Here is a 14291-nt window from a genome sequence, read left to right on the forward strand (position 1 = left end):
CTATCCTGTGCACCATTGTCACCGCATTCGAAGACGCCATGCAGCCCACCTTCCCCCTGCCCGAAGCCGATGCCCTGGCCCACAGCGACCAGCTGGCGGCCGCCCTGCGTGCCGAAATCCTTGCGCAGGGCGGGGCGATGCCGTTCTCGCGCTTCATGGAGCTGTGCCTGTACACCCCCGGCTGGGGCTACTACAGCGCCGGCGCCAGCAAGTTCGGTGGCAGCGGCGACTTCACCACCGCACCCGAGCTCGGCAGCCTGTTCGCCGGCAGCGTGGCCAATGCGCTGGCGCCGGTGTTCGCGCAGCTGGGCGCGCAGGCCCGCATGCTGGAACTGGGGGGCGGTACCGGCGCCTTCGCCGAGGCCGTGCTGCTGCGCCTGGCCGAACTGGACGCGCTGCCGTCGCGCTACGCCATCCTCGAACCCAGCGCCGACCTGCGCGAGCGCCAGCAGCAGCGCCTGCAGCAGAACCTGCCGGCCGAGTTGGCCGCGCGCGTGGACTGGATCGACCGCCCGTTCGAGGAGGACTGGGAGGGCGTGGTGTTCGCCAACGAGGTGATCGACGCGCTGCCGACCCCGCGCTTCCTGATCCGGGACGGCGAGGTCTACGAGGAAACCGTCGAGCTTGATGGCGAAGGCAACTTCATCCGTGGCGCGCAGCCCGCTGACATCCTGCTCAACGGTGCGGTGCGCCACATCGAGCGTTACCTGGAAAAGCCCTTTGCCGACGGTTACCGCTCCGAGGTGCTGCCGCAGCTGCCGTACTGGCTGCAGGCAGTGGCTGGCGGCCTGCAGCGTGGTGCGATGCTGTTCGTCGATTACGGTTACAGCCGCAGCGAGTTCTACCAGCACGACCGCGACGATGGTACGGTCCGCGCGTTCTACCGCCACCACGTGCACAACGACGTGCATCGTTGGCCGGGCCTGCAGGACATCACCGCGTCGGTGGATTTCACTGCGATGGCCGAGGCGGGCATGCACGGTGGTTTCGAACTGGCGGGGTACTGCAGCCAGGCCAGTTTCCTGCTCGGCAACGGCCTGGACCAGGTGCTGCTGCTGGCCGAAGAGCGCACGGATGAGGTCGGCCGCATCCAGCTGCGTGACCAGGTGAAGAAGCTGACCCTGCCGACCGAGATGGGCGAGCGCTTCCAGGCCATCGGCCTGCAGCGTGGTATCGATTTCGAGCCGGCGTTCGAACTGGGCGACCTGAGCTGGCGCCTGTGAGCAGTGCGTTGCCGCTGATCAAGCCGCTGCGGCGGCCGCGGCTGTGGACTGTGCTGTGGGTGCTGGCGGTACTGCTGGTGGTCGTGGTCTGCCTGATCCCGCCACCGCCGATTCCGCTGCCGGAAAACAGCGACAAGGGCGAGCACTTCCTCGCCTACTTCATCCTGGCCGGCAGCGCAGTGCAGCTGTTCCGGCCGGGGCGCCCGCTGCTATGGGTGGGCGTGGGGCTGGTGCTGATGGGCGTCGGCATCGAGTTCGCGCAGGGTGCGCTGACCAGCAACCGCACTGCCGATCCGATGGACGCCATTGCCAACACGATCGGCGTGCTGGCGGGCATGGCCACGGCACTGACCCCGTTGCGCGATCTGCTGATGCGCTGGCGCGGTTGAGGTTCCTGTAGAGCCGAGCCCATGCTCGGCTTTCCGGTTGAAAAGCAGCCGAGCATGGGCTCGGCTCTACAGTAGATCCACGCCATGCGTGGATGACCTGCCCGAGGTGCCGACCAAGGTCGGCACCCACCAGGACGGACCTGCGGTTACTTCTTCAGTGTGACCTCATCCAGCACCCACATCGCCGGGCGCGTATCGCCGGTGAAGTTGATGCACAGGTCACCGGTGCCCTGCGTACCCCTCGGCAGCGCCGCACGCAGGGTCACGAAGCCATCGGCATCGGGTGAGGCCGGCAGCGGTACTTCTGCCAGCACCTTGCCGCTGCAATCGCCGCGCCGCACCTGCATCTCGCCATGCGCGCGCCTGGCTTTTTCGAAGCGACGCTTGGGCTCGTCGTGGGCCAGCTGGAAGTAGTACGGAATACGCCCCGCGCGGACCTCCACACTGCCGATGCCGTCCAGCTGTGCCTGCGGCCAGCGCCAGCACGGCTGGAAGATGTCGACGTTGAACACCGCACGCGCTCCCTCGCGCGGGCCGTCGTCTTCCAGGCGCAGCACCAGCCCCTTCTTGCCCACACAGCTCAGCAGCGCATCGCTGCGACGGCTGAGCAGCGACTGCGCGGTGAACGCGGCGACGGTCGGCTTTGCGGCCAGCATCTGGCCCTGGTAGAACGCGGCGGCCTGCACGGTGGTCGGCAGCGTCCCGGTCAGCGGCTGCTGGTACAGCGGCGACTGCGCGGTCACCGGCTGGCCATCGGTGCTGTAGCGCACTTCATAACCCAGCGGATTGGCCAGCGATAGGGTCACGGAGTTTTTCGCGCGATCATCGGTGTAGTCCACGCCCACTTCGAACGGGGTCTGCGCGTAGGCCAGGCCCCAGGCACGGTAGCGCTGCAGCTGCGCGGGCAGGCGCGCGAGGAAATCGCGGAAGTCGCGATGTTCCGGCGTACTCCAGCCGGTCTCGGCCACGGCGGCCAGGCGCGGGAACAGGTTGTGCTGCAGGCGCGCGTAGGTGCGCGTGTGCTCGGTAAACATGTTGGCCTGCAGGCCGAGAATGTGCTGGCGCTTGTCGGCCGGCAGCTCGGCCGGCACCGGCTCGAAGTTGTACAGCTTGCCGAGGTTGACCTGGGCCGGGCGACCCGGTGGCTCGTTCGGCGAGGCGGTCTGCAGGTAATCCAGGTACAGGTATCCCACCGGCGACATGATCACGTCATGGCCGGCACTGGCGGCGGCCAGGCCGCCTTCGGTGCCCTGCCACGACATCACCGTGGCCTGCGGCGGCAACCCACCTTCGAGGATTTCATCCCAGCCGATCAGGCGCCGGTCGTGTTCCTCCAGGAACGTCTCCAGGCGCTTGATGATGTGGCTCTGCATCGCCATCTCATCCTTGATGCCCAGCGCACGCATGCGCTGCTGCACCTGCTTGGAGGCTTTCCACTGGTCTTTCACTGCCTCGTCGCCACCGACGTGCACGTACTTCGCCGGGAACAGCGCGATCACTTCTTCCAGCACGTTCTCGAGGAAGGTGACGGTGCTGTCTTCGGTGTTGAACAGGTTCGGGAACACGCCCCATTCGCTGATTGGCTTCAGCGGGGTGTTGATCGAACCCAGTTCCGGGTACGCGGCGATCGCCGCGGTGGCATGGCCGGGCACATCGATTTCTGGAATCACCTGGATATGCAGCTTGGCGGCATAGGCGATCACTTCGCGGATCTGCTCCTGCGTGTAGAAGCCGCAGTACGGATGCTGCTGGCCACTGGCCGGATCGATGCCGCCGTCGCCGGCCGGCAGGCGGCAGCTGCCCACCTCGGTCAGCTTCGGGTAGCGCTTGATCTCCATGCGCCAGCCCTGGTCATCGGTGAGGTGCCAATGGAAGGTATTGAGCTTGTGCGCGGCCATCGCATCGAGCACGCGCTTGATCTCATCCAGGCTCTGGAAGTGCCGCGCCGAGTCGAGCATGAAGCCGCGCCAGCTGAAGCGCGGCGCGTCCTGGATCTGCACCGCCGGCAGCACGCCGTTGCTGCCACCCGTGGCCAGCTGGGCAAGCGTGGTTGCGCCGTAGAACAGGCCGGTTTCGTTGCCGGCCTGGATCACCACGCCCTGCGCGGTGCTATCCAGCGTGTAGCTCTCACCGCTGTCGCGGAAGGTCGGGACGATCTGGAAGCGGATGCTGCCCGACGTGCCTGCCGCCTTGCCCATGGCCGGCGCAAGCCGCGGCCCGCCGCTGCGGGCCAGCAGGTCGGCGAACTGGGAGGCGACCCGTTGCGCGGCTTCGCCTTCGGCCTGCAGCGCGGTATCGGCGCGTACGGTGATGCCGCTACCCTGGCCGGGCTGCACCGTGGCCGGGGCGGGAATCAGCATCAGGCTGCCGGCACGCAGCTGCGGACCCGGTGCTTCAGCGGCCGGCGTGGGATCAGCGGCGAGTGCGGGCAGTGCCGGCAACAGGGCGAGCAGGCTGCCCAGCAGCACTGCGCTGCGCATCCGGGCGCGGGAAGGCTTGACCATCGGAACGACTCCTTGGAACGGTGCGATGAACGCTATACATGAAAAACGCCGGGCCCGGAATGACCCAGGCCCGGCGTGCGTGCACGACTCGGCGATGTTGCCGCCGCTGGATCAGTACTTGAAGCGGAAGTTGAGGTAGTACTGGCGACCGTTGCTGTAGAACGAGGTCGGGATGGCCGCGGTCTGGTAGTACTTGTAGGTCGGGTTGTTGAGGTTCAGGCCATCCAGGCTGATGCTCAGCCAATCGGTGGCCTTGTAGCTCAGCGATGCCGACAGCGTGCCGAAGTCATCCTGGTAGTACGGGTTGGTGCCCGACAGGCTGATCAGGAACGAGGAACGGCGGGTGTAGCTGACCCGGGCGCCAAAGCGCTCGTTCTCGAAGTAGGCACCCACGTTGTAGGTGTTCTTCGAAGTACCCAGCAGGTTGTGCGAACCATCCGACCAGGTGTGCGAGGTGGTGCCGTTGGCGTAGGTGTAGTTGGCATTGATGCCGAAGTACTCACCGATCGGCTGCTCGTAGGCCACTTCCACGCCGGTGACCTTGCCGTCGGCATTGATCGGAGTGGAGATCTGGTAGGTCTCAAGCTGGTTGGTCAGTTCGCTGTACAGCTGGCGCGAGACCACGTCGAAGGCGATGTAGTCCTTCAGCTTCATGTGGTACGCGCCCACCGACAGCAGGCCACGCGGCATGAAGTACCACTCCAGGTTGGCATCCAGGTTGGTCGACAGGGTCGGCTTGAGGTTCGGATTGCCGCCACCGCCGGTGCGGTTCAGGTCCGAGCCGTACGAGGAGGCACCCAGCGCCGAGTAGTCCGGCAGGGTCTGGGTCTGCGAGGCGGCGACACGCAGCACCAGCGAGTCGTCCAGGTCGAACTTGATGTTGGCGCTGGGCAGGACACGGTTGCGCTTGTTCTGGAAGGCCAGGCGCTCCCACATGCCGAACAGGCTGCTGACATCGGCATCGGCGGCCTTGCTGACGGCGTTGTAGGTGTCGATGTCCTGCTTGATGTTGACGTAGCGCAGGCCGACGTTGCCGCTCCACCAGTCGCCGCGGAAATTGGCCTGCACGTAGCCGGCGAAGTTCTTTTCCTTCACCTTCCACTCGGCGCCATAGTTGTGGCGACCGGTCGGGCCGTCATTGCCGGCCAGCCAGGTGGAGTTGTTGGTCACCGCGTCCTTCAGCGCGCCCGGGGTGAAGTACCACAGGTTGCGCGGGAAAGTGCCGCCGATGTCACCGGCAAAGCCGCTGGGATAGTTGGCCGTGGCACCGTTCTTCAGCGCGCTCCAGATGTCACCCGGGGTTGCACCTTCCGGCGACAGCGCTTCGCGCTTGTGGTCGGCGAAACGCAGGCCGAAGTCGATCGAGCTCAGTACGCCGCCATCATTGAAGTACTGGTTGAAGTCGAGCGTGGCCCACTTCTCCTTGTCTTCAGCGGTGACCTGCTGGTTGCCCCAGGTGCCGAAGCTGGTCACGCCGTTGGGCGAGAGGTCGCCCCCGACGTTCCAGTCGATCGGCGAGCCATTGCCGTGGGTGGCCCAGCTGGCGCCGCCGCCGTTGGCCAGGGTGACCTCGGCGATGTACTGGCGCGGCGTCTCGCCGGTGCCCTTGGTGCTGCCGGCCTGGAACGTGGCGGTCAGGCTGTCGCTGATCTGCCAGTCGGCATCGAAGGTGACATAGCTCGACTTGGCCTTCGACTCGCGGTAGATCATGTCGTACACCGCATAGTCGGTGCCCGGCACGCCCCTGTAGCTGGCGTTGGTCAGCACGCCGTCCTTGACCACATAGCCCGGATCCGGCGCCTGCGACTTGGCGAAGCTGTTGCCGAACATCATGAAGTTGCGGTTGTAGTTGTTGGCCTTCAGCTCGGAGCTGAAACCATTCAGGCCCAGGGTGAGGCTGTCGCTCGGCTTGAACTGCAGCGAGACCAGGCCGCCCTTGCGTTCGCGGGTCTGTTCGAACAGGGTCGAACCCAGCAGGCCCGGCACGTTGACGCCGATCAGGTCCGGATTGGTCTTGGCGACCGGGTCGCCGGCGCCGATCTTGAAGAAGCCGCCCGGGATTTCCTGCGCTTCACGGCGCAGTTCGCGCTTCTGGCTGAAGCCCTGCACCATCACGCCGAAGGTGCCTTCCTCGTTCTTGTAGTTGAACAGTGCCGAGTACTGCGGGTCGTTCGACTTGGCCTGGTCCGAGCGCACCATGCCGATCGAGCCTTCCGCGGTGAACGGCTTGGAGAACTCCAGCGGCTTGCGGGTGATGATGTTGACGGTACCGGTGGTACCGCCGTCCTGCAGCTTGGCCTGCGAGGACTTGTTCACTTCCACCGAGCTGACCAGTTCCGACGGCAGCAGCGAGTAGCTGACGCTGCGGCCGACGTTGTTGCCCTGGCTGAGCACGAACCAGTCGGCCGAGCCGACGGTGTGGCCGTTGATCAGGGTCTGGGTCAGGCTCGGGCTGGTGCCGCGCAGGCTGACACGGTCGGCTTCATCGAAGCCACCTTCGTCGGCGCTGGACGAGCTGATGTTCACGCCGGGCAGGCGCTGCAGGGTATCGGCAACGTTGTGCGCGGGCAGCTTGCCCACGTCTTCGGCGGTGACCACTTCCACGCGCGCATTGGCTTCGCGCTTGGTGTCCAGCGACTTCTCCATCGAGCCACGGATGCCGGTAACGGTCACGGTGTCCAGATCGGTGGCGGTCGGGGCCGCCTGCTGCGCGTGCGCACTGAAGGCGATGCAGCTGACGATGGCGGCCGAAAGCAGGGTCTTGCGGGTGTTCATGATGTCTCTCCTCATCACTCAATTGGGTGCCGGCGGCGGTGTTCGGTTACGGTTGCGATGACATGCGCGGGGCGGCGGCGAAGTCCCGTGCGTTGGCGTGCCACGTACTGCGTGCTGCGATTGCGTTGAAGCCTGTTGCGGTGTCAGGCGGCCGACTGCTGCAGGTACCAGCTGGCAGCGCCAACCACGCCCAGCTGGCCGTGCTCGACGACCTTTACCGGGATGCGTGCCAGCGCTTCGCCCATCGGCCCCTTCTGCAGATAGCGTTCGACGAAGGTGCTGGCGTGCAGGTATTCGCGGATCTGGGGCAGGATGCCGCCGGCCAGGTAGACACCACCGTGGGCGCCGTAGAACAGCGCCATGTCGCCGATGGTGCTGCCGAGCAGGCCACAGAACACATCCAGCGCCTGGCGCGCATGCGCATCGGTATCGGCCATGGCCGCAGCGGTGACTGCGTCGGGGCTTGCCAGGGTCGGCGCCTGCCCCTGCAGCGCGCACACCGCACGGTACAGGTTCATCAGGCCGGGGCCGGAGATCGCATGCTCGATCGACACGTGCGCGCGGTCGCGCTGCATGTGGCGGACGATGGCCATTTCCAGTTCGGTGCTGGCCGCCAGGGTTGGCTGGCCGGCTTCGGTGGGCAGGACCACCGGGCCGTGCGCGGTGGGGATCCACAGCGCTGCACCGAGGCCGGTGCCGGGGCCGACCACCAGGGTCGGGCCACGCGCGGCGGTCTCCGGCCCGCACAGGTGCAGCACGCCACTGGCGTCCACCTGCGCGGCGGCGTAGGCCACCGCTTCGAAATCGTTGACGATGTAGACCCGCTGCAGGCCGACCTCGGCTTCCACCTGGCGTGCCGACAGCGGCCACGGCAGGTTGGCGGTGATCACCGTGCCGTCTTCGCGGGCATAGCCGGCGCTGGCGACCACGCAATGCGTGGGCCGCGGGCCTTCGCCCAGGAAGTCGGACAGGATCGCGCTGAGGCCGGCATGGTCGGCATTGCGGTACTTGCGGTACTCCAGCACCTGCACCGGATGAGCGGCGTCACCGCTGGCCTGGACCCGGGCCACGCGCACATGGGTGCCACCGACGTCGGCGGCCAGGAACGAGGGCGCGACGCGGGACAGGACATGCGACGGGGCGGGGTGGCTGGCGGTCACGCGGGCTCCTGCTGCAGGTGGGCCGGCCCGGGGATCGGGGGCGGCGATTGGGGCGGAGTCTGTAACCGTGCTGACAACGATGTCAACGAGTTCGTGACACTTTCGTTGCTGCGTCGCAACGAATGCGGCGCGCAGTAAACGTTTACACGGTGTGAGTGCGGGTTTCACGTGGGAACCATTGGTGCACGGGGCTCTAGGCCTGCCGCGCATTCAGCGGGGCGTACCGCGGCGGACTTGCGCAGTGCAGCACGAGGTTCAGGCAGGCGTGCATGGAAGTTGACAAACCGCCGTTGTCCATCGAAAGAATGTGACAACGTTGTTCCCAGCCACTCTCCGACGCCGCGTTCTGCGGCCGTCGCCGCAGGAGCCCTCCTGATGTCCGCCGTCCCCGCTGCAAGCGCGCGCCCGAACGTGGCCACCTCCATCGCCATCGTTGGCGTGTTGTTCTTCCTGATCGGCTTCTTCACCTGGCTCAACGGCCCGCTGATCACCTTCGTCAAGTTGGCCTTCGAACTCAGCGAGGTCGGTGCCTTCCTGGTGCTGATGGTGTTCTACCTGTCCTATTTCTTCCTGGCCCTGCCGGCGTCCTGGATCCTGCGCCGCACCGGCATGAAGAAGGGCCTGAGCCTGAGCCTGCTGGTGATGGCCGGGGGGGCCGCGCTGTTCGCTGAGTTCGCGACCCAGCGCTGGTACCCGGGCGCGCTCGGCGGTCTGTTCGTGATCGGCAGCGGCCTCGCCCTGCTGCAGACCGCGATCAACCCCTACATCTCGATCCTCGGCCCGATTGAAACGGCGGCACGCCGCATCGCGCTGATGGGTATCTGCAACAAGATCGCCGGCATGCTGGCGCCGGTGCTGATCGGCACCCTGGTGCTGCACGGCATCGGCGATCTGGACAAGCAGGTGCAGGCCGCCGACGCGGTCACCAAGGTCGCGCTGCTCAACGAATTCGCCGCCAAGATCCATGCGCCGTACCTGGCGATGGCCGCGCTGCTGGTGGTGCTGGCGGTGGCCGTGCTGTTCTCGCCTCTGCCGGAGATCAAGTCCTCCGAAGCCAATGCAACGCCGTCAGGTGCACCGGGAACGGCCGAGCGCCGCAGCATCTTCCAGTTCCCGCATCTGTGGCTGGGCGTGCTGTGCCTGTTCGTGTACGTAGGCGTGGAAGTCATGGCCGGTGATGCGATCGGAACCTACGGTCACGGTTTCGGCTTGCCGCTGGACCAGACCAAGATGTTCACCTCGCTGACGCTGGGTGCGATGTTGGCCGGCTACGTGGTCGGCCTGCTGGCGATCCCCGGCCTGGTCTCGCAGTCGCGCTACCTGACCATTTCGGCAGTGATGGGCGTGGTGTTCTGCCTGGGCGCCTGGGCTACGCACGGCTACGTCTCGGTGGCCTTCGTGGCGCTGCTGGGCTTTGCCAACGCCATGATGTGGCCGGCCATCTTCCCGTTGGCGATCCGCGGCCTGGGCCGCTTCACCGAGACCGGCTCGGCCCTGCTGGTGATGGGCATCGCCGGCGGCGCGATCATTCCGCAGCTGTTCGCCGTGCTCAAGCAGCACATCGACTTCCAGTTGGTGTTCGTGCTGCTGATGGTGCCGTGCTACCTGTACATCCTGTTCTACTCGGTGATCGGCCATCGTGCCGGCCTGCCGCAGGACAAGGCCTGATCGGCGATGATGGACGGCAGCCAACCCCAGGGAAAACCCATGCGCAGAGCGACCATCAAGGACGTTGCGGAGAAGGCCAAGGTCTCGCTGAAGACGGTCTCGCGGGTGATCAACAATGAGCCCTCGGTGATGCAGGCCACCCGTGCGCGGGTGCTGCGTGCCATCGCCGAGCTCGACTACGAGCCCGATCCGTCCGCGCGCAACCTGCGCAGCGGCACTACCTTCGTGATCGGGCTGGTCTACGACAACCCGAACCCGTACCACATCATCGGCGTGCAGAACGGCGTGCTGGCCGCGTGCCGCGAGACCGGTTTCGGCCTGCAGATCCATCCCTGTGATTCGAGCTCGCCGTTGCTGGCCGATGAACTGGCCGACTGGGTGCAGCGCTCGCGGCTGGCCGGGCTGGTGCTGACCGCACCGATGTCCGAGCGCCGAGACCTGATCCAGGCGCTGACCGCGCGTGGCATCAAGCTGGTGCGCATCATCGCTGCCACTGAAGACCCGGCAGACGGCGCCTGCGTGTTCGTCGACGACCGCGAGGCCGCCTACGAGATCACCGAGCACCTGATCCAGCTCGGTCACCAGCGCATCGGTTTCCTCTGGGGCGGCAGCTCGCACCGCTCCTCGGGCGAACGCTATGCCGGCTACGAAGCGGCGCTGAAGGACTACGGCATGACCGTGGACAAGCACCTGGTGGTGCAGGGCGATTACACCTTCGACGATGGTTTCCGTGGTGCGCGCCGCCTGCTGGCGCTGCGCGAACCGCCCACCGCCATCTTCGGTTCCAACGACGAAATCGCTGCCGGCGTGCTGGCCGCCGCCAAGTCGGCCGGCATGAACGTGCCCTACGACCTGTCCATCGCCGGTTTCGAGGACAGCCCGTTCTCGCGCCAGTCGTGGCCGCCGCTGACCACCGCCAAGCAGGCCACCGAAGACATCGCCCGCCACGCCGCGCGCCTGCTGATCGCACAGCTGCGCAGCGACGCCTACGACGATGCGCCGGCACCGCTGCACAACCAGGGCTTCGTGCCGCAGCTGGTGGTGCGCGGTTCGACCGCGCCGATGCGCCCGGCCGGCGCACGCCCCCTTCCTTCCGATCCTGCCTGAGCCTGCCATGTCGCTGTCAGACCCCACGTCCACCCTGATGTTCGCCGAGGCCGCCGAAGCGGCCGACGTGGTTGCCCGCCAGTTCTCGCGCAACCACGCCACCCTGGAAACCCTGGCCGCCAGCCTGCGCGCGGCGCCGCCGCCGTTCGTGGTCACCTGTGCACGCGGCAGCTCCGACCATGCCGCCACCTACGGCAAGTACCTGCTGGAAACCCAGCTGGGCCTGGTGGTTGCGTCGGCCTCGCCGTCGGTGGGGTCGGTCTATGCCGCACCGCTGCAGCTGCGCGGTGCGCTGTTCATCGTCATTTCGCAGTCGGGCAAGAGCCCGGACCTGCTGCGCAACGCCGAGGCGGCCAAGGCCGCTGGCGCACGCGTGATCGCGCTGGTCAACGTCGAGGATTCGCCGCTGGCGCAGCTGGCCGACACGGTCATTCCGCTGCATGCCGGTGCCGAAAAGAGCGTGGCGGCGACCAAGAGCTACCTGGCCTCGCTGGCTGCACTGCTGCAGCTGGCCGCCTACTGGAAGCAGGACAGCAGCCTGCGCAACGCGCTGGACCTGCTGCCGGACGCGATGCGTGAAGCCTGGCAGTGCGACTGGAGCGCGGTGACCGAAGGCCTGGTCGAGGCCACCAACCTGTTCGTGCTCGGCCGTGGCCTGGGCTTGGGCGCGGCGCAGGAAGCGGCGCTGAAGTTCAAGGAAACCTGCAGCCTGCACGCCGAAGCCTACAGCTCGGCCGAGGTCAAGCACGGCCCCATGGCGCTGGTCGACCGTGGCTTCCCGGTGCTGGCCTTCGCGCAGCCCGATGAAACCGGCGCCGGCACCCGAGCGGTGGTCGAGGAGTTCACTTCGCGAGGCGCGCAGGTGTGGCTGGCCGGTGCCGGCGGCAACCTGCCGGTGGCGCCCGCGCCGCACCCGCTGTGCGCACCGCTGCTGACCGTGCAGAGCTTCTACCGCGCGATCAACGCGCTGGCGCTGCGCCGTGGCTTCAACCCGGACCTGCCGCCGCACCTGAACAAGGTCACGGAGACGGTGTGATGGCAACCGTGCTGCGCAATGCCCGCATCCTGGCAGGCGATGAGTTCCGCGACGATCTGGCTGTGGTGATCGAAGAGGGTCGCATCAGCGCGCTGTTGCCCGACGCCGCACCGCAGCTGGGCCACGCTGCCGAGCAGGTGGACCTGGGCGGCGGCTGGCTGCTGCCCGGCTTCATCGACGTGCAGGTCAATGGCGGTGGCGGCGCGCTGTTCAACAATACGCCCGATGTTGCCTCGCTGCGTACCATCGCGCAGGCTCACCGCCGCTTCGGTACCACCGCGATGCTGCCCACGCTGATCAGCGATGACGTGGCGGTGATGCGCGAAGCCATCGGTGCGACGCGCGAAGCGATCGCGCAGGGCGTGCCGGGCGTGATCGGCATCCATCTGGAAGGGCCCTACATCGCGCCGGCGCGCAAGGGCACGCACGATGCCAGCAAGTTCCGCGTACCGGACGAAGAAGAGATCGCGCTGGCCGCGTCGCTGGACAACGGCGTGACCCTGCTGACGCTGGCGCCGGAGCGCGTGCCGCTGGAGACCATCCGCGCGCTGGTCGAACGTGGCGTGATCGTGGCCGCCGGCCACACCGCAGGCACGTACGAAGAGATCCGCGCCGGCCTGGATGCCGGCGTGCGTGGTTTCACCCACCTGTACAACGCGATGTCGCCGCTGCAGGGCCGCGAGCCTGGCGCGGTGGGCGCTGCGCTGGAAGACCGCGACAGCTGGATCGGCATCATCGTCGATGGCGTGCATGTGCATCCGGCCAGCCTGCGCGTGGCGCTGGCGGCCAAGCCGCGCGGTCGCCTGCTGCTGGTGACCGATGCGATGCCGCCGGTCGGTGCCGACGATCCCAGCTACGTGCTGTACGGCGAAACCATCACCGCCATCGACGGCGTGGTGCGCAATGCCGCCGGTTCGCTGGCGGGCTCGGCGCTGGACATGGCCACGGCGGTGCGCAACACCGTGCAGCTGCTCGGCCAGCCGCTGGCCGAAGCCGCGCGCATGGCTTCGACCTACCCGGCGCAGTTCCTCAATGTCGACGACCGCCTGGGCCACATCGCCGAGGGCTACCAGGCCGACCTGGTGCTGCTGGATGACGCCCTGCAGGTACGTGGCACCTGGATTGCCGGACAGTACGAGGCCGCCTGATGAACAGTACGCCGCCACGCCGTCTGGGCTCGATCGATGCCCTGCGCGGCATCACCGTGGCGGCGATGCTGCTGGTCAACAATCCAGGCGACTGGAGTGCAGTGTTCGCGCCGCTGCGCCATTCGGAATGGCATGGCTGCACGCCCACCGATCTGGTGTTCCCGTTCTTCCTGTTCCTGGTGGGCGTGTCGATGGCCTTCAGCGTGGCACCGCGCGCGCTGGATGCCGCTGCGCGTCCTGCACTGGCGCGCGGTGTGCTGGAGCGCGCGCTGCGCATCCTGGTGGCCGGTGCGCTGCTGCATCTGCTGATCTGGTGGGCGCTGGATACACACCACTTCCGCATCTGGGGGGTGCTGCAACGGATCGCCGTGTGCGCGGCGCTGGTGGGTGTGCTGGCGGTGTATGCACGGCCGCGCATGCAGGCCGGCATGCTTGTTGGACTGCTGGTGGGATACACGGTGCTGCTGCTGGGCGTCGGTGACCTGGCGCCGTGGACCAACCCGGCCAGCCGCCTGGACACCACGCTGTTCGCACCGTGGATCTATCAATGGCATGCCGATACCCGCCTCGGCCATGACCCGGAAGGATTGCTGAGCACGCTGGGTGCACTGGGCAGTACCGTGCTCGGTCTGTTGGCCGGTGGCCTGCTGCGCAGCGGGCGTTCGACGGCACTGGCCGGGCTGGGCGTGGCGACCGCCGTGCTGGGCCTGTTGCTGGCCGGGGTGCTGCCGTTGAACAAGCAGCTGTGGACGCCCAGTTACGTGCTGTGGACCGGTGGCCTGGCCGCGCTGGCGCTGTGGCTGGGCCACGTGCTGATAGACCTGAAGGGATGGCCGGCGCTGGGCCGGCGCTTCGGGGTCAACGCGATCACTGCGTACCTGGGGGCATCGGTGATGTCGGTGGTGCTGATGGCGACCGGCGCCTGGGGCTGGATCTGGCAGCAGCTGGCCGCCGCGATGCCGCAGGCGCTCGAGCTGGCATCGATGCTGCAGGCGCTGGCGTTCGTCGCACTGTGGTGGGGCGTGGCATGGTGGCTGGACCGGCGGAAGATCTACCTGAAGATCTGACCCCATCCGCCAACGCCATCCACGCATGGCGTGGATCTACCAGGTGCCACGAGTGAATCGATTGGCGATGCAGGATCAGTAGATCCACGCCATGCGTGGATGCTTTGCGCGTGATTCCGGATGCAGGAAAAATGAACGATTTCAGCCACATCAGATTGGCGTGAGGGCCCGGCGATTTCACATCCGAAATGTGATTTCCCGCACGTAAGTTCAC

The 14291-nt window shown here is 67.0% G+C and carries 10 protein-coding genes; 7 read left to right on the forward strand and 3 right to left on the reverse strand.

The window, feature by feature from the left end:
• Positions 1-38: 38 nt before the first annotated feature.
• Both AC5P74_RS02755 and AC5P74_RS02760 read left to right on the forward strand, forming a co-directional pair.
• A complete protein-coding gene (locus tag AC5P74_RS02755) occupies positions 39-1223 on the forward strand; it encodes a class I SAM-dependent methyltransferase (RefSeq protein WP_053498216.1) in 1185 nt (394 codons plus the stop codon).
• On the forward strand, positions 1220-1612 hold the full coding sequence (locus AC5P74_RS02760; RefSeq protein ID WP_069139177.1) for a VanZ family protein: 393 nt from the start codon (positions 1220-1222) through the stop codon (positions 1610-1612). The genes AC5P74_RS02755 and AC5P74_RS02760 overlap by 4 nt, the downstream gene beginning before the upstream one ends.
• Before the next feature lie 146 nt (positions 1613-1758).
• Here the strand turns inward: AC5P74_RS02760 and AC5P74_RS02765 are convergent, their stop codons facing one another.
• The 3 genes from AC5P74_RS02765 to AC5P74_RS02775 form a co-directional block, all read right to left on the reverse strand.
• Positions 1759-4116, reverse strand: a complete 2358-nt coding sequence (locus AC5P74_RS02765; RefSeq protein ID WP_346607934.1) for a beta-N-acetylhexosaminidase — start codon at positions 4114-4116, stop codon at positions 1759-1761.
• A 111-nt stretch (positions 4117-4227) separates the two neighbouring features.
• On the reverse strand, positions 4228-6891 hold the full coding sequence (locus tag AC5P74_RS02770) for a TonB-dependent receptor (protein ID WP_134956066.1): 2664 nt from the start codon (positions 6889-6891) through the stop codon (positions 4228-4230).
• 143 nt (positions 6892-7034) lie between these two features.
• On the reverse strand, positions 7035-8051 hold the full coding sequence (locus AC5P74_RS02775) for a glucokinase family protein (RefSeq protein ID WP_005419334.1): 1017 nt from the start codon (positions 8049-8051) through the stop codon (positions 7035-7037).
• A 375-nt stretch (positions 8052-8426) separates the two neighbouring features.
• Here AC5P74_RS02775 and AC5P74_RS02780 point away from each other — a divergent pair, with 375 nt between their 5' ends.
• From AC5P74_RS02780 to AC5P74_RS02800, 5 genes are read left to right on the forward strand one after another with little or no spacing between them, the layout of a single operon-like run.
• The gene (locus tag AC5P74_RS02780; protein ID WP_346607933.1) at positions 8427-9719 is read left to right on the forward strand and encodes a sugar MFS transporter; all 1293 of its coding nucleotides are present in this window, start codon (positions 8427-8429) and stop codon (positions 9717-9719) included.
• Positions 9720-9758: 39 nt separating this feature from the next.
• Complete coding sequence (locus AC5P74_RS02785; protein ID WP_005411045.1) at positions 9759-10826, forward strand: LacI family DNA-binding transcriptional regulator; 1068 nt, start codon at positions 9759-9761, stop codon at positions 10824-10826.
• 7 nt (positions 10827-10833) lie between these two features.
• Positions 10834-11862 carry an SIS domain-containing protein gene (locus tag AC5P74_RS02790; RefSeq protein WP_053498208.1) on the forward strand — a complete coding sequence of 343 codons (1029 nt, stop codon included), beginning with the start codon at positions 10834-10836 and terminating at the stop codon, positions 11860-11862.
• A complete protein-coding gene (gene nagA / locus AC5P74_RS02795) occupies positions 11862-13010 on the forward strand; it encodes an N-acetylglucosamine-6-phosphate deacetylase (protein ID WP_346607932.1) in 1149 nt (382 codons plus the stop codon). The genes AC5P74_RS02790 and nagA overlap by 1 nt, the downstream gene beginning before the upstream one ends.
• Positions 13010-14077, forward strand: a complete 1068-nt coding sequence (locus AC5P74_RS02800) for an acyltransferase family protein (protein ID WP_053498204.1) — start codon at positions 13010-13012, stop codon at positions 14075-14077. The genes nagA and AC5P74_RS02800 overlap by 1 nt, the downstream gene beginning before the upstream one ends.
• The last annotated feature ends 214 nt before the right edge of the window (positions 14078-14291 follow it).

This window comes from Stenotrophomonas sp. YJH_SMC_94-11, assembly GCF_059370435.1.

What these genes read in the sequence shown, in the direction of transcription:
- nagA (WP_346607932.1), top strand. Translation starts at nt 11,862, where the DNA reads ATGGCAACCGTGCTGCGCAATGCCCGCATCCTGGCAGGCGATGAGTTC.
- AC5P74_RS02770 (WP_134956066.1), bottom strand. Translation starts at nt 6,891, where the DNA reads ATGAACACCCGCAAGACCCTGCTTTCGGCCGCCATCGTCAGCTGCATC.
- AC5P74_RS02790 (WP_053498208.1), top strand. Translation starts at nt 10,834, where the DNA reads ATGTCGCTGTCAGACCCCACGTCCACCCTGATGTTCGCCGAGGCCGCC.
- AC5P74_RS02765 (WP_346607934.1), bottom strand. Translation starts at nt 4,116, where the DNA reads ATGGTCAAGCCTTCCCGCGCCCGGATGCGCAGCGCAGTGCTGCTGGGC.
- AC5P74_RS02800 (WP_053498204.1), top strand. Translation starts at nt 13,010, where the DNA reads ATGAACAGTACGCCGCCACGCCGTCTGGGCTCGATCGATGCCCTGCGC.
- AC5P74_RS02780 (WP_346607933.1), top strand. Translation starts at nt 8,427, where the DNA reads ATGTCCGCCGTCCCCGCTGCAAGCGCGCGCCCGAACGTGGCCACCTCC.
- AC5P74_RS02785 (WP_005411045.1), top strand. Translation starts at nt 9,759, where the DNA reads ATGCGCAGAGCGACCATCAAGGACGTTGCGGAGAAGGCCAAGGTCTCG.
- AC5P74_RS02755 (WP_053498216.1), top strand. Translation starts at nt 39, where the DNA reads ATGCAGCCCACCTTCCCCCTGCCCGAAGCCGATGCCCTGGCCCACAGC.